Here is a 21,683-nt window from a genome sequence, read left to right as displayed (position 1 = left end):
TTGTCACAGGGCCTTCGTCAGCTGGCCCAGGTCGTTGAGCGAGCTGCCCGCCACAAGACCCGCGCCGACGAGGGACAGCTCGTTGTCGGCCTCCTCGTCACTGCGGCGCCGCTCGGCCGCGTCCCGGGCGCCGCGGCGGCGCCAGCGCACATAGCCGTAGCGCACGGCGAGGGCGCCCAGCACCATCCAGCCCGCCTGCGGCGTCGCCACCAGCAGACCGGTGGCGAGCAGCACGCCGAGCTGCCGGGACGAGCCGCCGGCCAGCTGGATCAGCGCGCCGGGGATCGCCCACAGCAGCAGGGTGCGCATGACGTCGGGGTCGAGGCCCGTCGTGATGGTCGTGACGTAGACCTTGGAGACCGGGGGGACGCGGCCGTCGGTGAAGAACGAGTGCCAGGCGACGGCGACCACGACGAGCGCCACGCCGAAGCCGAGCAGCTGGGCGATGTACTGCTGGCGCCGCCCGTCGAGCTCGAACGGCTGCCACGGCACGGCGTCCCTGCGCAGCAGCCAGCCCGCCTTGAAGTCGTAGCCGAGGTCGGCGAAGGCGGGCCCCGTGGAGGCCGTGTATCCCACGAGCAGCGCGAGCGGCACGGTGGGGATGTGCAGGAACAGGCCGACGATCAGCACGATCAGGGTCACCGCGAACGCCGGGAACCACCCCGAGTGCATCGCGGCGAGCCCCACGATCAACTGGTGCGCGACAGCGGCCACCCCCGCGAGTGCCACCCAGCCGGCCAGGGCGGCGGGCGCCATGCCGCCCATGAGCCCGCCGGTCAGGGCGACCACCAGCGCGCCGACGAGGAAGAGGCCCATCCCTTCGAGCAGCCCGCGGCGCAGCCGCCCGGTGCCGACCGTGGGCCCCGGCAGCCCTGCGGCGCCCGCCCCGGGAGCCGCGGGGGCGCCGTCCGCGCCCGCATCCTCCGCGCCCGCCCCGCCGCCCTGCACGTCCGGTTGCTTGCCGCGGCCCCCGCGCATCAGCCTGATCGCCTGGCCCAGCGCCACGAGGCCCGCGCCGATCATCAGCCCGTGCGGCACGTGCGCCGCCGACAGGTCGGTGTGCAGCACGGTGGGCGCGTACTGGGCGACGAGGAGCCCGACGCCGAACATCAGCAGCGCCCAGATGTTGCCGAGGAACGCGACGCCCGCCGCGCTGGTCGGCAGCTTGAGGGCCGCGCCGACGAGTCCGACGAGCGCGCTGACGCCCAGCACGGCGGCCTTGCGCCCGCCCGAGTCGCCCGCCTTGATGGTCTCGGCCGCCGCGATCCCGGCGGGCCAGGCGTTGGACGCGGGCAGCAGTCGGGAGTCGAAGACCCGGTAGAGCACCCAGCTGTCCACCGCGAGGCCGATGACCGCGCCGCCCAGCATCGGCCACACCAGGTCGGTGCGGCCCAGGGCGAAGGGCACCGCGATCGGCGTCATCAGCGAGTTGGCCGCGGCGAACGTGGATCCTGAGACCGCGGACTGCACGAGGTTCTGCCGGTGCGGCGAGCGCATGCCCCGCAGCACGCGCAGCGGCACGCGCCCGATGACCATCGCGACCAGGGCGCCGATCACGGCCGTGTTGGGCGAGACGCCGAGCGAGGTGATCAGCACGACGCCGATCAGCGCGCCGAGCACCGACAACAGGACGGTGAGCACGGCGGTGACCGGTTCGAGCGCACGCGGATGCCTGGGGGGCACCGCCGCGTCGGTGTCGGACGCGGCCGGCGGGCCGGTCGGGGCTGTGGGTCGCACGGGTGCCTCCTGGGCCTGGTCGGTGGATGCGGGGGTGTGCGGGCGCCGCCCGCGGAAGAGGGTCCTGTGGCCGAGCGGCGGAAACCCCCCGGCCGGTCGCGGGACGAGGGCGCCCTCGCGGGCGGCCCCAGGGCGTCAGCCGGCCGCCGCCTGGAGCCGGGTCATCGGCCCGTACAGCTCGACGAGCCGCGCGAACTCGGCCGGGTCGAGGAAGCGCGCCGCGCCCCTGCCGAACTCCTTCGCCGTCTCGACGGCGAAGCGCGCCGCCGCCGCGATGTCCGTCTCGTGGCTCGCGCCGGTCGCGCATCCCGCCACCGCCGTGCCCGCCGTGACGGCGAGCCCGACGACCGGGGCGGCGGTGGCGACCGCGGGCTGGAGCAGCGAGTTGATGTGGTGCACGCCGTTGCCGTACGGGGTGATGTCCTGTGTCGTCACCGCGAGGACCCTGGCCTGCTCTCCTGTGACCGTCTCCAGCACGGAGAGCAGATCCTCGCTGACCCGCAGGATCCAGCCCTGGCAGACGGTCGGCGTCAGCGCCACGCCCCGGTGGCTGAGCAGCCTGTTGCCCTTGGTGGTGTCGATGGACACGATCGCGTCCATCGCGTCCGAGACCTCCTCGCGGTTGCACGTCAGCACGTCGACGGGGGAGTCCATGAAGGGCACCGGGTCGTGCGGCCGGGTGGGTGCCCAGCCGCTGACGTGCGTGGAGACGACCACGTCGCCGTCGAGCACATCGCCCCGCGCGTGCATGTCGAGCAGCTTCGCCGCCGAGGCGAGGGCCGCCACCGCGCCGTCCGCGTCCGAGACCAGGCCGATCCGCTCGGGGCGCGCGCCCACGCCGCCGAGCCGGCCGAGGACGCCGAGCGTGGGCGCGTCGCCGCCGGCGAGCCGGCCGCGGCTGCCGGGGACCGTCACCGAGACGAAGTCCGTGCCGCCCTTCTCGCCCGAGACCTCCCGCACCTCGATCACCGGCTCGCCGCGGCCCGCCCGTACGGCCTTCGCTGCCCCGGGGACGGTGCCGGAACCGACCGCCTCCGCCGTCTCCTGGCGGGCCGCGGCGAGCACGGAGCGCAGATGGGCGGCGAGCAGTTCGCCGCTGGTCTGGGGGCGGTCGAGGAGCCGGATGACATCGAGGACGTGCTGCAACAAGGGAAACGCCTTTCTGAGGGACCGGACCCGCCGGGTACGGCCGCCGCGGTGGAACGGCCGGGCGGACCGGTGTGCGGCGCCGGACAGGGAGGGCACTCCCGCCCGCCGCCGCGCCGGGCACGGCCGTGGACCGCGCACACGGCGGCCTACCACAGATGGCCGCTCTCCGGTTCGCCGGTGCGCCCAGAGTTCCCCGGGCAGCGCGCTGAGCGCAATTGATTCCCGATATACGAGAACTGTTACGCTGCGTGTCATGTCCGACAACCGCCCCGCAACGTCCGGGCCGCCGCCGGGGGCCGCGCAGGCCCCGCGCCCCCCGCTCCAGACCGCCGACCGGCTGCTGAGCCTGCTCCAGTCGTTCGACCGCGACCGGCCGGAGTGGGGCGTCTCCGACGTGGCGAAGGAGTTCGGCCTCGACAAGTCCGTGGCGCAGCGGCTGCTCGCCGCCCTCGCCTACCGCGGCTTCCTCGTCTCCGACCCGCGCTCGCGCCGCTACCGGCTCGGCCCGGCGGTGTGGGACCTGGCCAGGGGCTGGGAGCGGGACGGGGGACTCGCCGGGCTCGTGATGCCGGTCCTCCAGAGGCTGGCCGACGAGTCGGACGCGAGCGCGCTGTTCGCGGTGCCCGACGGCATCCACCTGCGCTGCGTGGCCGCGGCCGACGGCGTGCACGGCCCGCTCAGGGTGCACGGCCTCGCGGGCGAGCTGTACCCGGCGCACGCGGGCGCCACCTCCCGCGCCTACTTCGGCATGCTCCCGCCCGAGGACCGGGCCGCCCTGCTCTACAGCCGTCCCATGGGCCGCTTCGGCGGGCGCACGCTCACCGACCCCGCCGCGCTCGAGGAGCGCTTCGCCGAGGTCAGACGCGTCGGCTACGCGTACTCGGAAGGGGAGTACGACCCGGAGACCGCGGCGCTCGCCGCGCCCGTCGCGGTGGGCCGCCGCGCCGTGGGCACGCTCTCCGTCGTCGGCTCCCACGAGGCCCTGCGCAGCCGCCGCGCCGGCCTGGTCGCCCCGCTGCTGCGCAGCGCCGCGGACCTCGGCAGACTGCTCACACCGCGCCGGCCCCGCACCGTACGCGGCGGCGAGGCGCGCTGAGCCGTCCGCTCGCGGCCCGCCGGCCCGCCCCCTCGCCCACCTATCCGCACCACGACACAAGGACGCCATGAAGCTGCTGCTCCTCTCCAACTCGACCGCACCCGGCCGCCGTTACCTGGACCACGCCAAGGAGGAGATCCGCGACGCGCTCGGCGGCGCCGCCGACCTCCTCTTCGTGCCGTACGCGCTGGCCGACCACGACGCGTACACCGCGCAGGTCGCCGCCGCGCTCGAACCGCTCGGGATCCGCGTCACGGGCGCCCACACCGCGGCCGACCCGGCGGCCGCCGTCCGCGCGGCGGGCGCGGTCTTCGTCGGCGGCGGCAACAGCTTCCGGCTCCTCAAGGCGCTGCACACGTTCGGCCTCGTGGCCGCGATCCGGGAGCGCGTCGGGGCAGGCGCCCCCTACCTGGGGTCGAGCGCGGGCACCAACATGGCCTGCCCGACGCTGCGCACCACCAACGACATGCCGATCGTGCAGCCGCCGTCGTTCGACGCGCTCGGCCTGCTGCCGTTCCAGATCAACCCGCACTACCTGGACGCCTCGCCGGACAGGGCCCACATGGGTGAGACCAGGGCCCAGCGGCTGGCGCAGTTCCTGGAGGAGAACGACGTGCCCGTGGTGGGCCTGCGGGAGGGCACCTGGCTGCGCCGCACGGACGGCAGCCTGACCCTCGGCGGCACACCGGCGGGCGCGGTCGTCTTCCGGCGGGGCCGGCAGCCCGAGGAGGTGCCGACCGGCCACGACCTGAGCGAACTGCTCACCTACGAGGCCCGCTTCGACCGCCGCTGAGGGCGCGGGCGGTGGTACCCGGGGCGGTGCGCGCCCCCGGGGTGTCACCGCCCGGCGAGCAGCGAGCGCGCCGTGTCGTCCAGGATCTCCAGCAGTTCCCGCAGCGGCGTCCCCGCCCCGGGGTCCGTGAGCGTCAGCGCGGTCACCCGGCGCGCGGGGGCCGGCGGCGCGAGCCGCACCACGGCGATGTCCTCGCGGTGCGGAAGCAGTGAGAGCGCGGGGGCGAGGCTGATGCCCATCCCCGCGGCCACCAGCCCCTGCAGCGACTGGTAGTCGTCGGTCCTGAAGGCGACGGCGGGCGCGAACCCGGCCGCCGCGCACATCGTCTCGTACGCCTCCGCGTACGGCGCGCGGTGGGCGCGCACCACCCAGCGCTCGTCGGCGAGGTCCGCGAGCGGGATCTCGTCCCGGCCGGCCAGCGGGTGCCCGAGTGGCAGGACCGCGCGCAGCGGGTCGTCCGGCAGGTGCCACTGGACGAGCGCCCGGTCGGCCGTCTGCGGCGAGAAGTCGTACTCCCAGGTCAGCACGGCCTGGAAGAGACCGTCCCGCAGCCCGGCCTGCGGGGCGTCCGCGTGCACGGAGTTCAGCAGCACCCGCACGTCGGGGCGGCCGGCGCGGAAGGTGCGCAGCGCCAGCGGCAGCAGCTCCACCCCGGCGCTGGCGAACGCGCCGAGCCGGATCTCCCTGGACCCCCCGGCGAACGACCTGATCTCCTCCTCCACGGTGGTGAGCCGTCCGAACAGGTCCCTGGCGTGTCCGGCGAGCGCCGCGCCCGCCGGGGTGAGCCGGACCCCGCGGGCCACCCGGCGCAGCAGCGGCACGTCCAGTTCCCGCTCCAGCGCCTGCACCTGCTGGGAGACGGCCGACTGGGTCAGGTAGAGGCGCTGCGCCGCGGCCGTGACGGAACCCTCCTCCGCGACCGCGAGGAAGATCTGCAGACGGCGTACGTCGAGCACGCGGCTCCTCCCTTTCCGCTCCGGCGCCGGACCGCTCCATCATCGCCGGTCGGCGCCTGGCCCGGCAGGGGCGGTACCCGGTCCGGCCGCGCCACCGCGAGGCGGTGCGGCCGGACCGGGTACCGCTCACACCAGGTGCGCGGCCCGCATCCTGGCGAACGACGCGACCTGCCCGCCGAGCGCGGCGAGCTGGCCCGCGACCTTCGGGTCGGTGCTCTCGCCGTCAGGACCGAAGGGCTTGTCGGAGGAGTTGACGACGACACCCAGCGGTGTCGGCCAGCCGCGCAGCGCGTGCACGGTCGAGCGCAGCGACGTCAGCGTGGTGGCGCCGGCCTGCCAGCCCGCCGTGGTCACGACGCAGCCGACCGCCTTGCCGTCCACGTAGGGCACCGGGTCGCCCGCGAGCTCCTGGAGGTAGTCGAGGGCGTTCTTGAGGAGGCCCGAGGTGCCGCCGTGGTAGCCGGGGCTCGCGATGACGATGCCGTCGGCCCTGCGCACCGCGTCGAGCAGGCGGTGCGCCCGCGCGGTCAGCGGCCGGTGGCCCGGGTCGTACATGGGAAGTTCGAGCTCCGTGGCCGTGATGACCTCCGTGCGGGCGCCGTGCTCCCCGGCCGCGCGCAGCGCGAGGCGGAGCGCCTGTTCCGAGGTGGAGCCGGGGCGCAGCGTGCCGCCGAGTCCGAGGACGGTCGGGGTGTACGCGGTGTCCGTCAGGGTCGGTGTCCCGCTCGGGGCCAGGTCGTTGGTCATGTCGGTCCTCGTCATCCGTTCCGTCCTCGTCGTCCGTCCGGTCGTCAGTGTCCGTGCGGCCTGTGTCTTTCCGGTGGTTCGGCTGGTTCGGGTCGTGCGCGCCGCCTGGCGGACGGACGGCGCGTCACGCGGCGGCCGTGGCCGGGGCGGCGGCCTTCGGGGCGGGGGCGGCCGGGCCGAGGCCCAGCGTGTCGCGCAGGGTGGTGTGTTCGTACTCCTGGTGGAACAGGCCGCGCCTGCGCAGTTCCGGCACCAGCAGGTCGACCACGTCGTGCAGTCCTGAGGGCAGCATGTCGATCATCAGGGTGAAGCCGTCGGCCGCGCCCGCCGCGAGGCGCTCCTGCATGTCGTCCGCGACCTCCTCGGCCGTGCCCACGACCTGGTGGTGGCCGCCGCCGTACTGGGCGATCAGCTCCCGGACCGTGAGGTCCTCGGTGACCGCGAGGTTGACGATGCTGCGGCGGAAGCCGATGGACCCCTTGAACTCCTCGTCGGGGCCGAGCAGATGGGCGGGGAACTTCTCGTCGAGCACCAGCGCCTCGACCGGCAGGCCGACCCGCTTGGCGAGTTTGCGCAGGTTCGGGCCCGTGCCGAAGACCTCGTCGAGGCGGTCCTTGCGCCGCTGCGCCTCGTCCCGGGTGCGCCCGAGCACCAGGGAGATGCCGGGCAAAATCTTGAGGGAGTCGGGGTCGCGGCCGTACGCGGCGGCGCGCTCGCGCATGTCCGTGCGGAAGTCGACGGCGTCCTGCAGGACGTGCTGGGCGGTGAAGACGACGTCCGCGTACTTGGCCGCCTGGTCGCGCCCGCGCGGCGAGGAGCCGGCCTGGAAGATCACCGGCCTGCCCTGCGGTGTGCGGGGGAAGGGCAGCGGTCCGCGCACGGAGAAGTACGGGCCGACGTGGTCGATCTCGTGGACGAGGTCCTCCCGGGCGAACACACCGGACTCCTTGTCGCCGACGAGCGCGCCCTCCTCCCAGCTGTCCCACAGCCGCAGCACCACGTCGATGAACTCGTCGGCGCGCGCGTAGCGCTGCTCGTGGTCCAGGCTCTCGCCGCCGCCGAACTGCTCGACGACGGTGGGGTTCTGGGTGGCGATGGAGTTCCAGCCGACCCGGCCGCCCGTGAGGTGGTCGAGCGTCGCGAACCGCCGCGCCAGGTCGTAGGGCTGGTTGTACGTGGTGGACGCGGTGCCGACCAGGCCGATGCGCTCGGTGACCCCGGCCATCAGCGCGAGCACGGTCGCGGTGTCGAGGGCGCCGCACGGCCGCTCGGTGCCGACCTCCTGATTGGTCATCTGCTCGGCCAGGAACAGCGCGTGGAGGCCACCGGACTCGGCGGTGCGGGCGATCTCCTTGTACATCGCCGCCGACAGGTAGTCGGACGCCGCGCCGTCCCGCGCCAGCCAGGCGCCGGTGTGCATGCCGAGTCCGTGCATGAGTGCGGCGGTCAGGATCATCGGGACCTCTTCCCTCGTGGGTCGTGGACGGCCGTGGGCCGCGGGGGTCCGGGACCGCTCACGGGCGTCCCGGCCGCGCTCGTACGGCCTTTCGGGACACGACGCTACGAGCACCGCGGGCACCTCACCAGGGACGGCTTCCTACTGCCACTCTTCAGCAGAACTGATGCATGGGAAACGGCCCGGCAGGGCAGCGGCCCTGCCGATGACCGGCGGGCCGGTCTCGAAAGCCCACTATAACTTAGGTAAGGTTTACCTTATGAGAATCGGGCTCGGTCGTATCCTTCCCGCCGTCGCGGCGCTCTGCCTGACTCTCGCCGGGTGTTCCGGCGGGGCGCGCGAGTCCCCGGGGCCCGCCGGCTCCCCGCCGGCGTCCGGCGGGGGTGCGGGCTTCCCCGTCACCATCGGCTCCGCCGTGGGCAGCGCCACCGTCCCCGCGCGCCCGAAGCGGGTGGTCACGATCGGCTGGGGCAGCCAGGACGTCGCGCTCGCCCTCGGCGTCGTGCCCGTGGGCATGCAGGACATGAGCGACAACACCGCGGACGGATCCGGCGTCCTGCCCTGGGACAAGCAGAAACTCCGGGGCGCCACACCGGAGTTGCTCAAGTACACCACCGGCGAGGTCCCGTACGAGCGGATCGCGGCGCTGCGTCCCGACGTCGTCCTCGCGGTGGACTCGGGACTGACGGCAGAGCAGTACAAGCAGCTCAACCGGATCGCCCCGACGGTGGGCTACCCCGGCAAGCCGTGGCTGACCTCCTGGCAGGACCAGCTGCGCCTGGTCGGAAAGGCGCTGGGCAGGGTGCCGCAGGCCGCCGCGCTCGAACGCTCCACCGACCGGCTGATCGCCGGGGCGAAGGCCGAGCACCCGGAGTTCGCCGGCCGCACCGTCGCCTTCGGCTCCGGTACCACCGCGGGCAGCTACAACCTCTACCTGGCCTCCGACTCCCGCGTGCAACTGCTGCGCCGGCTCGGCTTCTCCGTCTCGCCGAGCCTGCCCGCCACGGCCTCCTCGTTCGCCGCCCAGGTCAGCCTGGAGAAGCTGGACACGATCGACTCGGACGTCCTGGTCTCCTGGTACGCGGGCAAGCCCGTGCGGCGGAAGCTGGAGTCCAGCGCGCTGTTCCGCCGCATGCCCGCCGTGCGGCGCCATGGATACGTGCCCCTGACCGACCCCGCGATGGTGTACGCGACGAGCGCCGTGTCCGTGCTCAGCCTGCCGTGGATGCTCGACCGGTATCTGCCCCTGCTGAGCGCCGCGGCGCGGGGGGAGGCATCCTGAGCGGCCACGGCGGCTCCCCCGCGCGGACGGCCGCCGCCGTCGCGGACGGAGAGGTCCCCGCGCTCGGGGGACCGGCCGCGGAGCTGGTCGACCGACTCGCCTCGGGTGCCAGGGTGCTCGGCTGGTCCGAGGGCGTCCACCTGCGCCGCGAGTACCTGGTCGCACGCAACGCCGTCCTCCGTCACCTCATCGGCCACCACCGCGTCGCGGCGGTGGCCGCGGAGTCCCACTTCGGCCGCTCCCGCGCCGCCGACGCCTACATCCTCGGCGCAGGACCCGACGAACCCCCGCGCGCCGCGGTCGGAGGCGTCTGGTCCTGGGCGCGGTCGGCCGCCCTCGCCGACAACCGGGCACTCCTGCGGCTGCTGCGCCGGCACAACGCCGGCCGCGCGCCGGCCGAGCGGGTGCGGTTCTACGGCCTTGAGATGTACGGCTCGGGCACGGTGGAACCGGCGCACGGCGGCCCGGCGTTCGAGGGGCCGGCCGGCCCGGACGACACGCGGCACGCCGAGTGGCTGGGCCGCAGGCTCGCGGAGCACCGCGCGGCCGGCGGCGACCACCGCGACCTGGCGGGACGCGACGCCGCGCAGTACGCCACCCTGTGCGAGGTCGCACGCCGCCACCCGGAGGGGCTGATTCTCCTGTTCGAACAGGTGGAGCACCTCGACCGGCGCGTGCCCCACGCGCTCGGCGCGCGCCTGGCGCGCGGCGGTCTCGGCGCCTGCCGCACAGTCGGCGCCGTCTGGCGCGACGGCGACCCCTCGGTCGCCTACCCGCTCGGCCGCTACCGGGACCTGAGCCGGCACCTCGCGGAGCGCGCGGCCACCGGCGGACCCGGGCTGCTCGCGGCGCCCGGCGGCACCTCGCTCCTCGACCTGCGGCCGTGGCGCACCGCGCGGCCCCCTGCCCAGGGCGGCAGGGCGCCCGGTGCCGGTGAGCCGCCGCTCGACGCGGTGTTCGCCGACGCCGCGTCGGCCTTCGACGCCGTCCTCTACGCGCCCTCCCTCACCCCGGCGGCGCGGATCGCGCCCTCTTGACGAGTACGCGACTCCCACGGTCTCGTTGCGCCTAGATTTTGCTATTGCGTAAAACTTGCAGAAAGGAGGCGCGGTGCCGGCCACAGCCAGTCGACGCGCACTCCTCGGCCCGGCAGGCGCCCTGGCAGCGACGGCCGCACTGGGCGCCTGCGCAGGGCAGCCCGGGAGCGGCCCCGCGGCCGCGCCGCGCAGGGGCGGCACGCTCGGCGCCGCGTTCCCTGGCTTCGGCGCACGGCAGACCATGGCCCCGCAAGTCGGCCGCCTCGGCCTCAACCTCCTCGCCGACCGGCCCCGCCTCGTCGACGTGGTGCCCGGCGGACGCGGCGCCGTCGCCAACGACATGCACGGCAAGGGCTTCGCCTACTACCCCGAGGGAGTGCCCCAGCGGGAACGCGGCGGTCCGCTGGGCGGCGCACCGGCGTCCCGGGGGCCGCCCGCCCCGGTGCGCTTCAGGAGCGTTCGCGCCGGTGCGCCGCCGGGCGCCTGCGCGGCGCGCGGGGCTCGTCGGCCGCCCGGTCGCGGGCCACGGGACGTGGCCCGGCCCCGCGGCCCGTAAGACCCGCCAGGGCGGGGCAGGCGCCCGTCGTTCTCCGCCATGTCCGTGAGCAGGCCGGTGGCGCGGGTGACCGCACCGCTCACCCGGTCGGCGAGGCCTCCCGTTGCCCGGGCCGCGCCGCTCGTCCTTGGAGTGCTTGACGGCGTTGGTGAGACAGGCGCCCTCCACAGGCAGCCACGCGTCCGCCATGGCGCGGCGCGGCAGACGGCCCGCGGGACCCCGAAGGGGAGCCCCTGCCGGTCCTCCTGATCACCCGGCTCCTCGCCGACCACCATCAGCCGCGCCGTCGACGTGCCCGTGCCGAACACGGTCTGCGTCGCGGGCCCGTACAGGGGGCAGCCGCGGCACTCGGCAGCTGCGCTGCGTGCGCGGGCAGTCCGCCGCGGCCTGGCAGATACGGCCGGGCGTCGTACGGTCCGTCCATGGCGACCTCCCGGGGGTCGGGCCGACCCGGCCCTCCATCGTGTGGTCACGGCTGGCACACCGGGCACCACACGGTTCTGCGGCCCGAGACCCGGCCCGAGCGCAGACGGCTGCCGCAGCGGGGGCAGTGCGGGTCGCCGTCGTCCCTGCGCCCGGTCAGCCACCCGCGGCGCGGCGGCACGCGACGGTCGTGCACGGACGTCTTGAGCACGCGGCCCATCGCGGTGTGCACACCGCGCAGCGTCCGCTCGTCCATGTCCCGTGCCGCGGTGCGGGGAGCGACGCGGGCCCGCCAGAGGATCTCGTCGCGCAGCAGGTTCCCGAGGCCCGCGATCACCGACTGGTCCATCAGCTCGCTCTTGACCGTGCCGCGCCGCCCCGCCAACGCGTCCCTGAACTCCGGCTTGTGCACACTCAGGGCGTCGGGGCCGAGCCCTTCACATATCCGGTCGACGCCCGCGGCGTCCGTCAACCTGACGCCCTGCAGCTTGCGTTGGTCCCGGTAGCGCAGGGACCTCGGGCCGTCCAGCGTGAACACGATGCGGTCGTGCGGTGCGGGCGCCTCGTCCCGTGCGCAGCAGCGCAGCGACCCCGTCATGCCGAAGTGGAAGGCGAGCACGGGCCCTTCGGCCCCTGCAGCGCCCTCACGCCGAGGCGCCACGCCCCGGGCCGGCCCGCCGTCCTCCACCGGCACGAACAGCCACTTGCCGTGCCGCCACGGGGTACCGAGCCGCCGTCCCTCCAGCACGCTCCGCAGCCGCGGCGCGCTCACACCGCGCAGCACTCCCGCGTCCCGCACCCGTACACCGGTCACCCGGCACCCCCGGCCGCAGGACAGCAGCACCTGCCGGAAACCCTCGACATCGGGAAGCTCGGGCATGGCCTCGTGCCCTCTCTCGGGGTGGAGCGGTGGTGCGGGCCGCCGCGGCCGGCGGCTGCGCCACCCGGTCAGCCGGCCTGGCGCGCGGCGTCGTTCTCGGTGTGCGCACCTGCGGTGCGCAGGTCACCGCCGGCCGTTTCGAGGTGGGCGCGGACGAACCACTGGAACTGTTCGAGGTCGCGCAGCTGCCCGATGAGCAGGTCCTCGGTGGCGGTGTCGAGCGGGCCGATGTGGTCGATGGCCTTCCTGAGGTCCTCGACGATGCCCGTGTACACGAGGTCGAGTGCGCCGAGGTGGGCGATGGCGTCGGCGCGTCCGACGCTGTAGTCCTCCCAGGTGCGCTCGGCCACCAGGGTCCCTGGCGTGCCCTGGGCGACACCGCCGAGTGCCGCGATCCGCTCCGCCACGTCGTCGGCCATGTCGCGGACGCGGTCGACCTGCGGGTCGAGCATCTCGTGCACGGCGATGAAGTGCGGACCGACCACGTTCCAGTGGATGTGCTTGAGGGTGAGGTGCAGGTCGTTCAGGGCGTGGAGGCGGGTCTGCAGGTGGCCGATGATGTCGCCGGCCTGCTCGACGCCGACGCCGGGGACGGTGTAGCTCGGAGTGCGATTCTTCGTCACGGTGTGCCTCCTGTCGCACGGTGTGCTCGGTCTCCCCGCCGAGTACCCGACTGCTCCCTGTTCATGACGCGTCCCTCGCGGCGGTTCACCCGGCCGTGGCCGGTCTCACACGGGGCGGGGCCGCGCGTCCGCGTCCGCGCAGGTGGCGCGGGAGGGGCCGGAGCGGCGCATGGGGCACCATGGAAGCCATGCGCAAGACGGCCGTCATCGTCATCGACATGATCAACACGTATGACCACGCCGACGCGGAGCTGCTGCTGCCCTCGGCCCGCAGGGCCGTGCCCGCGGTGGTGCGGCTGATCGAGCGCGCGAGGGAACGCGGCGCCCCCGTCATCTACGCCAACGACAACTTCGGCGAGTGGCGCTCGCACCACGGCGAGATCGTCGACACGGCGCTCTCCGGCGCCCACGCGGACCTGGTCGAGCCGCTGCGCCCCGACGAGCAGTCACTGTTCGTGATCAAGGCGCGCCACTCGATCTTCTACGAGACCCCGCTCGCGTACCTGCTCACCCAGCTCGGTGTCGGCCGCGTCGTGCTGTGCGGCCAGGTCACCGAGCAGTGCGTGCTCTACTCCGCGCTCGACGCGCACATCCGCCACCTCGACGTCGCCGTGCCCAGGGACGCGGTCGCGCACATCCACCGGGAGCTCGCCGACCCCGCCCTGCACATGATGGAGCGCAACATGGCCGCCGAGATCACGACGGCCGAGGCCGTGACCCTCGCGGACTGACCCCGGCGGCGGGGCCGCGCCCTGCCCCGCGTCCCGCCCCGCCCCGCGCGACGCACCGGCGGTCATGACGGGCGCCTTCCGGGGTACTGGGACGGGGCCGCGCACCACCAGTGGGGAGTGGACCCGTGACACCCAAGGACGACTTCTGCACCCACGACCGCCCGCAGCACCCGACGCTCCCCGAGGACCGTCCACGCGGCGGCCCCGCCCAACCCGCCAAGGGCCGGAAGGGCTGGGGTGTGGTCGCGGTCGTCGTGGTGGCGGTCGTGCTCGTGGTGCTCGGGATCGCCCTGTTCCCGTGACCTGCGGCCCCGCGCGCCCGGGGTGCTCCCGGGCCCCCGCACGCCCGGGTTCCCCGGCCGCCGTACCCGCCCGTTTCGGCGGACAGCGGCCGGTTACCCGACGGGGGCGGCAGTGCAGGAAGGGAGCACACGCCGCTCATGCGGTACGACGAGTTGATCGGCCACGTACAGGCGGGAGCGGCCCTGCCGGACCGGCGGGCGGCCACCCGGGTGACGCGCGCCGTCCTCGCCACCCTGGCGGAACGGCTGCCGGACGGCACGGCCCGCCACCTCTTCGCGCAGCTCCCCGCCGACCTGGTGGCCCTCATCGAGGGCGCTTCGGTCAACTCTCCGACGGTGAAAGGACGTTGTACACCGTCACCGTGACGCTTGGCGCGGCGGCCACCGGTGCCCTCGCGGGCCCCGTGTCACTGCACCGGATGCTGACAGCCGCCGGCTGAAGCCGGAGACGGTCCTCTGGGCGTCCCGCTTCACCGTGGCGGGACTCGTCCTGCTGGTCTGCACGATGGCGTCGGCCCTGCTGCTCGTGCTGCGGGTGGCGGGCAGCGACACCGTCGCCGTGTGGCTGGTGGTGGCGATGGCCGTCTGGTTCGGCTTCGCCTGGTTCGTGCTGCCCGCGGTGGCCTGGCACCGCGCCGTCACTCCCAAGAACCGTGAATGAGCCCCGGCGCGTGAGCGGGCCGCGTCCGAGGGGGCCGATCGTGTCCCCGCACGGCCCCGCGTCCTTGTGCCGGCCGCACCGGAGGCGGACACTCCGACACCCGGGAGGCGGGACACCGGCCCCGCAGGGGCGCCCCGGGCGGGCCGGCGGCCGCGTACCGGGCCTTGAAGCAAGGGAGTACGGCTGTGACGGAAGCCGACCAGCGGTCAGGCCTCCCCGAGGGCGGGGCCCCGCCGCGCACACCGAGCGTGCCGGGCCGTGCGGCCCGCCTGCCACCCACCCGCGTCGGCGGGCGGCTCGCGGGCTGGCTCACCACCACCGACCACAAGACGATCGGCCTGATGTACCTGGCCACGTCCTTCTGCTTCTTCCTCGCCGCCGGCCTGATGGCCCTCGTGATGCGGGCCGAACTGGCCAGGCCGGGACTGCAGATCGTCTCCCAGGACCAGTACAACCAGCTGTTCACCGTCCACGGCACCATCATGATGCTGCTGTTCGCGACACCGACGTTCGTCGGGTTCGCCAACGTCGTCATGCCGCTGCAGATCGGCGCGCCCGACGTGGCCTTCCCCCGGCTCAACGCCTTCACCTACTGGCTGTTCCTCTTCGGCGGCCTGCTCGTCGTGGCGGGCTTCCTCACGCCGGAAGGGGCCGCGTCCTTCGGCTGGTTCGCCTACGCGCCCCTCAACAGCGCTGTCCACAGCCCCGGCATCGGCGGCGACCTCTGGGCGATGGGCCTGGTCGTCTCCGGCCTCTCGACCATCCTCGGCTCGGTCAACTTCATCACCACGATCATCTGCCTGCGGGCCCCCGGGATGACGCTGTTCCGCATGCCGATCTTCACCTGGAACACGTTGTTCACGTCGATCCTGGCGCTGTTCGCCTTCCCCGTGCTGACGGCCGCGCTGCTGGCCCTGGAAGCCGACCGCAAATTCGGCGCGCGCGTCTTCGACGCGGCGAACGGCGGGGCGCTGCTGTGGCAGCACCTGTTCTGGTTCTTCGGCCATCCCGAGGTCTACATCGTCGCCCTGCCGTTCTTCGGCATCATCTCGGAGATCATCCCGGTGTTCAGCAGGAAGCCGATCTTCGGGTACGTCGGCCTCATCGGCGCCACCGTCTCCATCACGGGCCTCTCCGCGATCGTGTGGGCGCACCACATGTTCGCCACGGGCGCGGTGCTGCTGCCTTTCTTCTCGCTGGCCTCGTTCCTCATCGCGGTGCCCACGGGGGTGAAGTTCTTCAACTGGATCGGCACCATGTGGCACGGCTCCCTCTCCTTCGAGACGCCGATGCTCTGGTCGATCGGGTTCCTCGTCACCTTCCTCTTCGGCGGGCTCACCGGGGTTCTGCTGGCGTCCCCGCCGGTCGACTTCCACGTCACGGACTCGTACTTCGTGGTGGCACACCTGCACTACGTGCTGTTCGGCACGGTGGTGTTCGCGATGTTCGCCGGCTTCTACTTCTGGTGGCCGAAGTTCACCGGCAAGATGCTCGACGAGCGCCTCGGGCGCGTCCACTTCTGGACCCTCTTCACCGGCTTCCACCTGACCTTCCTCGTACAGCACTGGCTCGGCGCCGAGGGCATGCCGCGCCGCTACGCCGACTACCTGGCGGCCGACGGCTTCACCGGGCTCAACACCCTGTCGACCATCGGCGCGTTCCTGCTCGGCACGTCGATGCTGCCGTTCCTGTGGAACGTCTGGCGCACCGCCCAGTACGGGAGACCCGTCGGCGAGGACGACCCCTGGGGCTTCGGCCGCTCCCTCGAATGGGCGACGTCGTGCCCGCCGCCCCGGCACAACTTCACCTCCCTGCCGCGCATCAGGTCCGAGTCGCCCGCCTTCGACCTGCACCACCCGCAGGTGCGCGGCGTCGAGGAGGCCACGCGCGCCCGGATCGACGCGGCGGACGAGGGGGGTGGCCGGTGAGGCGCGAGGCCCTGCTGTTCGCGGGCGTGACCCTGTTCTTCGCCGTCGCGGCGGCGGTCTACGGCGGGTGGTCGCGCGAGCCCACCGGCACGGCCGCCCTGATCGTCGCCGCGCTGATGGCGGCGCTGATCACCTTCTACCTCTGGTACCAGTACCGGCACACGGGGCTGCGGCCCGAGGACCTGCGGGACGCCGAGGTGGTGAACGGCGCGGGTCCCGTGGGCTTCTTCCCCCCGGACACCGCGTACCCGGTTTTGACCGCGGCGGGCATGGCCGTCACCGCCGCGGGGGTGGTGCTCGGCCTGTGGCTGTTCCTGATCGGGGCCGGGGTGCTGCTGGCCGGGGTGTGCGGCTTCGTCTTCCAGCCCGTCGACCACGGGAACTGACGCCACGTCAGGTACGCGCCGCCCGTCCGAAGGACGCCGTTGCTCCGACACGCCCCCCGCGTGGTTTCGCGACCGCGTATCGGCTACCCCAGATCGGTTCCCCATGACCAGGGCGAACGTTCCGAGGGCCCCGCGCCCGGGGACGACGCCTTCGGCGCGCGCGACGCCAAGGCGGGGGGCGGCGGCGGAGCCGTCGCCCCCCGCGTCGTGCTGATGGTCAACGAGGCGTACCGCCACGCGAAGCCGATCGGCGGCTGGTCGGGCGCGGACGCAGTGCTCGACGCCGCGGCCCCGGGCCGCCGCCGCCCCCGGCGCGGCCCGGCCGGCCGGTGAACACGGCGCCCCGCGCGCGTCACTCGTCCCTGCCCGGTCTCCGCGATGCTTTCATGGCCGTTCCCCGGGTAGCCGCGAGCTGAGGTGAGGGCATGGGCCGCAGAGGTGCGTACGCCGCGGAACTCGCGGCCTGGTGGGCGGTGCTCGTCGCGCTCTGGCTGACACTGGTCAGCCGTGTCGACCGGGTCGAGTGGGCCGTCGGAGTCCCGGCCGCGCTGCTCGGCGCCCTCGCCGCGTGCGGGGCCAGGCGCGCGGTGGCCCGGCGGTGAACGGCTGGCTGCTCGCCGCGGCCGCCGGCCTCGTGGGCGGGGTGGCCCCCGCGCTGTGGGGAGCCGCGACCGGTCCCGTACGCCGCAGGGTCGGTGCCCAGAACACCGCCACCCTGCTCGTGTGCCTCGTGCTGATGCTGCTCGCCCAGGGGTACGCGAGGCCGGGCGCCTACCTGGACGCCGCGCTGCTGCTCGCGCTCCTCGGCCCCGCGGGCACCCTGATCTACGCCCGGCTGTTCGCCGCGGAACTCGCCGGGGACCCGCCGCGCGGCCGGATCACCGGCGCCCTCTCCGTGCTCGCCGCGGCCGCTGTCGTGACCGCGCTGTGCGCGGTGACGCCGCCGGGCCGGGCGACGGTGAAGACCGTGCTGATCGGCGCGTTGCTGGTGGCGGGCAACCTGGTCTCGACCGCCGCGCTGCGCCACCCGCCGGGCGGCCCGGACCGCGCAGGCGAGGCGGAGCGGGTGCGCCATGGCTGACACGGTGATCGTGGTGGCGCTGCTGCTGGTCGCCGCCGCGGCGACGGCCGCCGTCCTGGTCCGCGACCCGGCCAGGCAGGCGCTGGTCCTTTCGATGCTCGGCCTGTGCCTCGCGGTCGTCTTCCTGGTGCTCCAGGCCCCCGACGTCGCCCTGTCCCAGCTCGCGGTCGGATCCGCCCTGACCCCGCTGCTGTTGCTGCTGTCCGTGCGCAAGGTCCGCCACGGCGTGCGCCGCGCCCCCCGGGAGCGCGCCGGCGCCCGGGGGGAGACCGGGAAGACCGGAGGAACCGGGCGGCCCGGGGGGACGGGGGACGACCCGGGCGGGGCCCCGTGAGCCGCGCGGCCAGGCTGCGGCTGCTCGCTTTCGGCGCGCTCGGCGTCGCGGCGCTGCTGGTCTGGGCGTACACTGGCCTGCCGCACTTCGGACAGCCCCACCACCCCTACGGCGACCGTGCCGTGCACGCCGCCCTCGCCCGGCGCACCGCCAACGTCGTCTCCGCGGTCAACTTCGACCAGCGTGCCTTCGACACCATGGGCGAGGAGTCGATCCTCTTCGGCGCGGTCCTCGGCACCGTCGTCCTGCTGCGGCAGACCCGCGACGAGCGCGAGGCGCCGCCCCGGCCCGCCCTGGTGCGCCCCGCGGTGCGCCGCTACGCGCTGCGCCTGCTGCCCGTCACCCTGGTCGCCGGCCTCTACATCGTCGCCCACGGGCAGCTCAGCCCCGGCGGCGGCTTCCAGGGCGGCGTGGTGGTCGCCACCGGACTGCACCTGCTGTACATCGCCGTCGACTACCGCGCCCTGGAGAAGATCAGACCCCGGGGCCCCTACGAACTCGCGGACGCCGTGGGGGAGGGCGCCTACCTCGTGGTCGGCCTCGCGGGGTTCGTCGCAGCGGGCTCGTTCCTCGCCAACGCCCTGCCGTACGGCACGTTCAACAGCATCGCCTCCGGCGGATCCGTGCCGCTGCTCAACGCCGCGGTCGGCATGGAGGTCGCCTCCGCGGTGGTCGTGCTCCTCGCCTGCTTCCTCGACCAGGCGGTGGAGATCGCCCGGCGGCCCGCCGGGCCCGGGGCGGGCCGCCGGAGACCCGCGCCCGGGGACAACGGAAAGTGAGCGGTGCCCCATGACCCTGCTGCCCTACCTGATCGCCGCGTGGATCTTCCTCGTCGGCGTCCTCGGCCTCGCCACCAGCAGGAACCTCATCCACGCCGTGGGCTGCCTGAGCGTGTGCCAGGCGTCCACGTATGTGCTGCTGCTCGCGGTCGGCTACCGCGGCGGGGGCACCGCCCCGGTCTTCTCCGATCTGAAGCCGGGCAGCCGGCCGCTCGTCGACCCCGTCGTGCAGGCGCTGGCCCTCACCGACGTCGTCGTCGGCGCCACCCTCACAGCCCTGCTGCTCGCACTGGTCATCCAGATCGACAAGCGCGCCGGCACCGTCGACCCCGACCGCCTCTCCGAGCTGCGCGGATGAACGGACTCCTGCCGCTGCTCGTCGCGGTGCCGCTGCTCGGGGCCGCGCTGCTCGTCTCCCTGGGGCGGCGGCTGCCCAGGCGGGCCGCCGAGCCCCTCGCCCTCGCCGTGGCCGCGGTGCCCGCCGTCCTCGCCGGGCTGCTGCTCGCGGGCTCGCGGGCCGGAGCCCCGCTGACCGCGTGGGTGGGCGGCTGGACCCCGGTGCGCGGCCACAGCGTCGGCATCGTGCTGCGCGGCGACCACGCGGGCCTCGGGCTCACCGCCCTGGTGTCGCTGCTCGTCGTCGCCGTGCTCGTCTACTCCTGGCGGTACTTCGCCGAGCCGCCCGGCCGGCACGCGGGGGCGTTCCCCGCGCTCGTCCTGCTGTTCCAGGCGGGGATGTGCGGGTTCGCGATCACCGGCGACCTCTTCAACGCATTCGTGTTCTTCGAGCTGATGAGCGTCGTGGCGTACGCGCTGACCGGCTACCGCGTCGAGGAGGCGCGGGCCGTGCAGGGCGCGTTCACCTTCGGCGTGGTCAACTCTCTCGGCGCGTACGCCACCCTGACCGGCATCGTGCTGCTGTACGCCCGTACCGGCGAGCTCGGCATGCGGGCCGTGGGCGCCGCGCTCGACCGCCAGGGCCGCCCCGACGGGCTGGTGCTCGCGTCCTTCGTGCTCGTCCTGACCGGCTTCCTTGTGAAGGCGGCCGCCGTACCGTTCCACTTCTGGCTGCCCGACGCCCACGCCGTCGCCCCGACCCCCGTCTGCATGCTGCTCTCCGGCGTGATGGTCGAACTCGGCGCGTACGGCGTGTGGCGCGTGTACTGGACGGTCTTCGGCGGCCCCGGCGGGGTGCCGCACGACGACGCCCGGCGGGCCCTGGTGACGCTCGGCGTGCTCTCCGCGCTCGTCGGCGCCGTCATGTGCTGGCAGCAGCGGCACGTCAAGCGGCTGCTCGCCTTCTCGACCGTGTCGCACACCGGCGTCTTCCTGATCGGCCTCGGGATCCTCACCCCGGCCTCGGGCACCGGCGTCGCGCTGTACGTCGTCGGGCACGCGGGCGCCAAGGCAGCGCTGTTCGCCTGCTCGGGCATCCTCCTCGACCGCTACGGCAGCGTCGACGAGCGCGAACTCCACGGCAAGGGACGCGACGTCCCGGTGGTGGCCGGGCTGTTCACCGCGGGCGGCCTCGCCCTCGCGGGTCTTCCGCCGTTCGGCACGGCGCTCGGCAAGGCGCTCACGGAGGAGGCGGCGGGGCCCTGGCTCACGGCCGTCCTCGTGGCGGCGTCTGCCGTCACCGGCGGCGCGGTGCTGCGGGTCGCCGCCCGCGTCTTCGGCGGCTGGGGCGCGCCGCCCACCGGCGGGGAACCGTACGAGACCAGCGGCGAGGACGAGGAGCCCGAGTCCGCCACCGTCCTCGCCCGGGTCCCCGCCACCATGGGGGCGGTGCCCGCGGCCCTGCTGCTCGGTTCTCTTCTCGCCGGGGCGCTCCCCGTCGCGGCGCGCGCCGCGGGCAGCGCCGTCGAGCGGGCCCAGCCGCACACCGGCGGCGCCGGGGCCGCCGGATGGGCACCGCCCGGGATGCTCCTCGGCCTCCTTTCGGCGGGCCTCGCCGCCGGGCTCGCCCTCTACGCCGTGTACGGGCTGCGCGGCCGCACACCGGTACGCGACGCGACCACCGCGCTGCGCCGCCTGCACTCGGGCCACGTCGGCGACTACGTCACCTGGATGCTCGTCGGGATGGCCCTGCTCGCCGCCCTCGCGCTGCCCGGCGTGGTGCGCGGCAGCTGAGGCGCGGGTGGCACCGCGCCCCTGACCTGCACGGCGGCCGTCCGGTGCCGATCCGGGGGAGCGTACCATGGCCCGCGTGGACATACGTCACGCCTCCTTCGGGGACCCGGACGCCGTACGGCTCAACGACCGCGTGCAGCGGGAGTACGCCGAGCGGTACGACGACGAAGGCGACCTCACGCCGCTCGACCCGGGCATGTTCGAGCCGCCCCGCGGCCTCTACCTGATCGCCTACGACGGCACCGGCACCCCGGTCGCCACCGGCGGCTGGCGCGCCAAGGACGCCGACGGATGCGGCTACCGGGACGGCGACGCCGAGATCAAGCGCATGTACGTCGTCCCCGAGGCCCGCGGCAGGGGACTCTCCCGGACCCTGCTGGCCGCGCTTGAGGACGACGCGCGCGCCGCGGGCCGCACCCGGATGGTGCTGGAGACCGGTACCAAGCAGCCCGAGGCCGTCGCGCTGTACGAGTCGAGCGGCTACGAGCCCTGCGAGAAGTTCGGCTACTACCGCTTCCACGAGGAGAGCCGCTGCTACGCCAAGCCGCTGGCCCGCCCCGCCGCGGCTCCCGCCGTACGCCCCGCGGACGCGGAGGGCGCCCCGGTCGCCTGAGCG

General features: G+C 74.5%; 25 protein-coding genes and 2 pseudogenes. 19 read left to right on the top strand and 8 right to left on the bottom strand.

The features are described from left to right. Positions 1–3: 3 nt before the first annotated feature. Both ABEA77_RS04715 and ABEA77_RS04710 read right to left on the bottom strand, forming a co-directional pair. The gene (locus ABEA77_RS04715; protein ID WP_425588192.1) at positions 4–1,737 is read right to left on the bottom strand and encodes an OPT family oligopeptide transporter; all 1,734 of its coding nucleotides are present in this window, start codon (positions 1,735–1,737) and stop codon (positions 4–6) included. A gap of 135 nt (positions 1,738–1,872) precedes the next feature. Further along, positions 1,873–2,886 carry a DUF1177 domain-containing protein gene (locus ABEA77_RS04710; RefSeq protein WP_345641554.1) on the bottom strand — a complete coding sequence of 338 codons (1,014 nt, stop codon included), beginning with the start codon at positions 2,884–2,886 and terminating at the stop codon, positions 1,873–1,875. A 253-nt stretch (positions 2,887–3,139) separates the two neighbouring features. Between ABEA77_RS04710 and ABEA77_RS04705 the strand changes: the two genes are divergently transcribed. Then, complete coding sequence (locus tag ABEA77_RS04705) at positions 3,140–3,982, top strand: IclR family transcriptional regulator (RefSeq protein ID WP_345641551.1); 843 nt, start codon at positions 3,140–3,142, stop codon at positions 3,980–3,982. A 67-nt stretch (positions 3,983–4,049) separates the two neighbouring features. Continuing rightward, complete coding sequence (pepE, locus tag ABEA77_RS04700) at positions 4,050–4,775, top strand: dipeptidase PepE (protein WP_345641548.1); 726 nt, start codon at positions 4,050–4,052, stop codon at positions 4,773–4,775. A gap of 44 nt (positions 4,776–4,819) precedes the next feature. On the opposite strand, the gene ABEA77_RS04695 is transcribed toward pepE, so the two are convergent. From ABEA77_RS04695 to ABEA77_RS04685, 3 genes are all read right to left on the bottom strand, one after another. Continuing rightward, on the bottom strand, positions 4,820–5,731 hold the full coding sequence (locus ABEA77_RS04695; protein WP_345641545.1) for a LysR family transcriptional regulator: 912 nt from the start codon (positions 5,729–5,731) through the stop codon (positions 4,820–4,822). A 126-nt stretch (positions 5,732–5,857) separates the two neighbouring features. Beyond that, positions 5,858–6,493 (bottom strand): NADPH-dependent FMN reductase, encoded by a 636-nt coding sequence (locus ABEA77_RS04690; RefSeq protein ID WP_345641542.1) that lies wholly within the window; start codon positions 6,491–6,493, stop codon positions 5,858–5,860. 109 nt (positions 6,494–6,602) lie between these two features. After that, positions 6,603–7,934, bottom strand: coding sequence for an NtaA/DmoA family FMN-dependent monooxygenase (locus ABEA77_RS04685; protein ID WP_345641539.1), 1,332 nt, complete (start codon positions 7,932–7,934; stop codon positions 6,603–6,605). Positions 7,935–8,193: 259 nt separating this feature from the next. Between ABEA77_RS04685 and ABEA77_RS04680 the strand changes: the two genes are divergently transcribed. The 3 genes from ABEA77_RS04680 (at position 8,194) to ABEA77_RS04670 (ending at position 10,809) form a co-directional block, all read left to right on the top strand. Further along, a complete protein-coding gene (locus tag ABEA77_RS04680) occupies positions 8,194–9,216 on the top strand; it encodes an iron-siderophore ABC transporter substrate-binding protein (protein WP_345641536.1) in 1,023 nt (340 codons plus the stop codon). Beyond that, entirely contained in the window at positions 9,156–10,253 is a 1,098-nt protein-coding gene (locus tag ABEA77_RS04675) for an erythromycin esterase family protein (RefSeq protein WP_345641534.1), read from the top strand. Before ABEA77_RS04680 ends, ABEA77_RS04675 begins: the two co-directional genes overlap by 61 nt. 73 nt (positions 10,254–10,326) lie before the next feature. After that, a complete protein-coding gene (locus tag ABEA77_RS04670; protein WP_345641671.1) occupies positions 10,327–10,809 on the top strand; it encodes a hypothetical protein in 483 nt (160 codons plus the stop codon). A 96-nt stretch (positions 10,810–10,905) separates the two neighbouring features. Here ABEA77_RS04670 and ABEA77_RS04665 read toward each other — a convergent pair. The 3 genes and pseudogenes from ABEA77_RS04665 to ABEA77_RS04655 form a co-directional block, all read right to left on the bottom strand. Next, positions 10,906–11,233: pseudogene (locus tag ABEA77_RS04665) on the bottom strand (uracil-DNA glycosylase family protein); the annotation flags it as partial. Between the two features lie 45 nt (positions 11,234–11,278). Continuing rightward, positions 11,279–12,112 carry an Fpg/Nei family DNA glycosylase gene (locus tag ABEA77_RS04660; RefSeq protein ID WP_345641532.1) on the bottom strand — a complete coding sequence of 278 codons (834 nt, stop codon included), beginning with the start codon at positions 12,110–12,112 and terminating at the stop codon, positions 11,279–11,281. 68 nt (positions 12,113–12,180) lie between these two features. Beyond that, on the bottom strand, positions 12,181–12,735 hold the full coding sequence (locus tag ABEA77_RS04655) for a Dps family protein (protein ID WP_345641530.1): 555 nt from the start codon (positions 12,733–12,735) through the stop codon (positions 12,181–12,183). A 188-nt stretch (positions 12,736–12,923) separates the two neighbouring features. Here ABEA77_RS04655 and ABEA77_RS04650 point away from each other — a divergent pair, with 188 nt between their 5' ends. The 14 genes and pseudogenes from ABEA77_RS04650 to ABEA77_RS04590 all read left to right on the top strand — a co-directional run bounded on the left by ABEA77_RS04650 (position 12,924) and on the right by ABEA77_RS04590 (position 21,680). Next, positions 12,924–13,466 carry a cysteine hydrolase family protein gene (locus tag ABEA77_RS04650; RefSeq protein ID WP_345641527.1) on the top strand — a complete coding sequence of 181 codons (543 nt, stop codon included), beginning with the start codon at positions 12,924–12,926 and terminating at the stop codon, positions 13,464–13,466. 125 nt (positions 13,467–13,591) lie between these two features. Beyond that, positions 13,592–13,768 carry a hypothetical protein gene (locus ABEA77_RS04645; protein ID WP_345641525.1) on the top strand — a complete coding sequence of 59 codons (177 nt, stop codon included), beginning with the start codon at positions 13,592–13,594 and terminating at the stop codon, positions 13,766–13,768. A 138-nt stretch (positions 13,769–13,906) separates the two neighbouring features. Continuing rightward, entirely contained in the window at positions 13,907–14,134 is a 228-nt protein-coding gene (locus ABEA77_RS33910; protein ID WP_425588191.1) for a DUF2267 domain-containing protein, read from the top strand. Continuing rightward, a pseudogene (locus ABEA77_RS33905) lies at positions 14,131–14,429 on the top strand (DUF6328 family protein). The gene ABEA77_RS33910 and the pseudogene ABEA77_RS33905 overlap by 4 nt, the downstream one beginning before the upstream one ends. 248 nt (positions 14,430–14,677) lie before the next feature. Beyond that, the gene (gene ctaD, locus ABEA77_RS04635; protein ID WP_345641660.1) at positions 14,678–16,357 is read left to right on the top strand and encodes an aa3-type cytochrome oxidase subunit I; all 1,680 of its coding nucleotides are present in this window, start codon (positions 14,678–14,680) and stop codon (positions 16,355–16,357) included. Then, a complete protein-coding gene (ctaF, locus tag ABEA77_RS04630) occupies positions 16,354–16,743 on the top strand; it encodes an aa3-type cytochrome oxidase subunit IV (RefSeq protein ID WP_345641522.1) in 390 nt (129 codons plus the stop codon). The genes ctaD and ctaF overlap by 4 nt, the downstream gene beginning before the upstream one ends. A gap of 60 nt (positions 16,744–16,803) precedes the next feature. After that, positions 16,804–17,076, top strand: a complete 273-nt coding sequence (locus ABEA77_RS04625) for a hypothetical protein (RefSeq protein WP_345641520.1) — start codon at positions 16,804–16,806, stop codon at positions 17,074–17,076. 92 nt (positions 17,077–17,168) lie between these two features. Continuing rightward, positions 17,169–17,345: a hypothetical protein gene (locus ABEA77_RS04620; RefSeq protein ID WP_345641518.1), complete on the top strand. Its 177-nt coding sequence runs from the start codon at positions 17,169–17,171 to the stop codon at positions 17,343–17,345. After that, positions 17,342–17,824: a monovalent cation/H+ antiporter complex subunit F gene (locus ABEA77_RS04615; protein ID WP_345641516.1), complete on the top strand. Its 483-nt coding sequence runs from the start codon at positions 17,342–17,344 to the stop codon at positions 17,822–17,824. The genes ABEA77_RS04620 and ABEA77_RS04615 overlap by 4 nt, the downstream gene beginning before the upstream one ends. Next, positions 17,817–18,158, top strand: a complete 342-nt coding sequence (locus ABEA77_RS04610) for a Na(+)/H(+) antiporter subunit B (protein ID WP_345641513.1) — start codon at positions 17,817–17,819, stop codon at positions 18,156–18,158. Before ABEA77_RS04615 ends, ABEA77_RS04610 begins: the two co-directional genes overlap by 8 nt. Further along, positions 18,155–18,937, top strand: coding sequence for an MnhB domain-containing protein (locus ABEA77_RS04605; RefSeq protein WP_345641510.1), 783 nt, complete (start codon positions 18,155–18,157; stop codon positions 18,935–18,937). Before ABEA77_RS04610 ends, ABEA77_RS04605 begins: the two co-directional genes overlap by 4 nt. 10 nt (positions 18,938–18,947) lie before the next feature. Continuing rightward, entirely contained in the window at positions 18,948–19,295 is a 348-nt protein-coding gene (locus tag ABEA77_RS04600; protein ID WP_345641507.1) for an NADH-quinone oxidoreductase subunit K, read from the top strand. Beyond that, entirely contained in the window at positions 19,292–21,067 is a 1,776-nt protein-coding gene (locus ABEA77_RS04595; protein WP_345641504.1) for a complex I subunit 5 family protein, read from the top strand. Before ABEA77_RS04600 ends, ABEA77_RS04595 begins: the two co-directional genes overlap by 4 nt. A 76-nt stretch (positions 21,068–21,143) precedes the next feature. Beyond that, positions 21,144–21,680, top strand: a complete 537-nt coding sequence (locus ABEA77_RS04590; RefSeq protein WP_345641501.1) for a GNAT family N-acetyltransferase — start codon at positions 21,144–21,146, stop codon at positions 21,678–21,680. The last annotated feature ends 3 nt before the right edge of the window (positions 21,681–21,683 follow it).

Source organism: Streptomyces tremellae, from assembly GCF_039540215.1.
GTDB classification, from domain to species: domain Bacteria; phylum Actinomycetota; class Actinomycetes; order Streptomycetales; family Streptomycetaceae; genus Streptomyces; species Streptomyces tremellae.
The sequence above is the reverse complement of the archived record's forward strand: the minus strand, read 5'-3'. Positions and strand labels throughout refer to the sequence as shown.

Coding starts and splice junctions, on each gene's coding strand:
- ABEA77_RS04705 (WP_345641551.1), top strand. CDS start 3,140: ATGTCCGACAACCGCCCCGCAACGTCCGGGCCGCCGCCGGGGGCCGCG.
- pepE (WP_345641548.1), top strand. CDS start 4,050: ATGAAGCTGCTGCTCCTCTCCAACTCGACCGCACCCGGCCGCCGTTAC.
- ABEA77_RS04690 (WP_345641542.1), bottom strand. CDS start 6,493: ATGACGAGGACCGACATGACCAACGACCTGGCCCCGAGCGGGACACCG.
- ABEA77_RS04685 (WP_345641539.1), bottom strand. CDS start 7,934: ATGATCCTGACCGCCGCACTCATGCACGGACTCGGCATGCACACCGGC.
- ABEA77_RS04680 (WP_345641536.1), top strand. CDS start 8,194: ATGAGAATCGGGCTCGGTCGTATCCTTCCCGCCGTCGCGGCGCTCTGC.
- ABEA77_RS04660 (WP_345641532.1), bottom strand. CDS start 12,112: ATGCCCGAGCTTCCCGATGTCGAGGGTTTCCGGCAGGTGCTGCTGTCC.
- ABEA77_RS04650 (WP_345641527.1), top strand. CDS start 12,924: ATGCGCAAGACGGCCGTCATCGTCATCGACATGATCAACACGTATGAC.
- ABEA77_RS33910 (WP_425588191.1), top strand. CDS start 13,907: ATGCGGTACGACGAGTTGATCGGCCACGTACAGGCGGGAGCGGCCCTG.
- ABEA77_RS04620 (WP_345641518.1), top strand. CDS start 17,169: ATGGGCCGCAGAGGTGCGTACGCCGCGGAACTCGCGGCCTGGTGGGCG.
- ABEA77_RS04610 (WP_345641513.1), top strand. CDS start 17,817: ATGGCTGACACGGTGATCGTGGTGGCGCTGCTGCTGGTCGCCGCCGCG.
- ABEA77_RS04600 (WP_345641507.1), top strand. CDS start 18,948: ATGACCCTGCTGCCCTACCTGATCGCCGCGTGGATCTTCCTCGTCGGC.
- ABEA77_RS04595 (WP_345641504.1), top strand. CDS start 19,292: ATGAACGGACTCCTGCCGCTGCTCGTCGCGGTGCCGCTGCTCGGGGCC.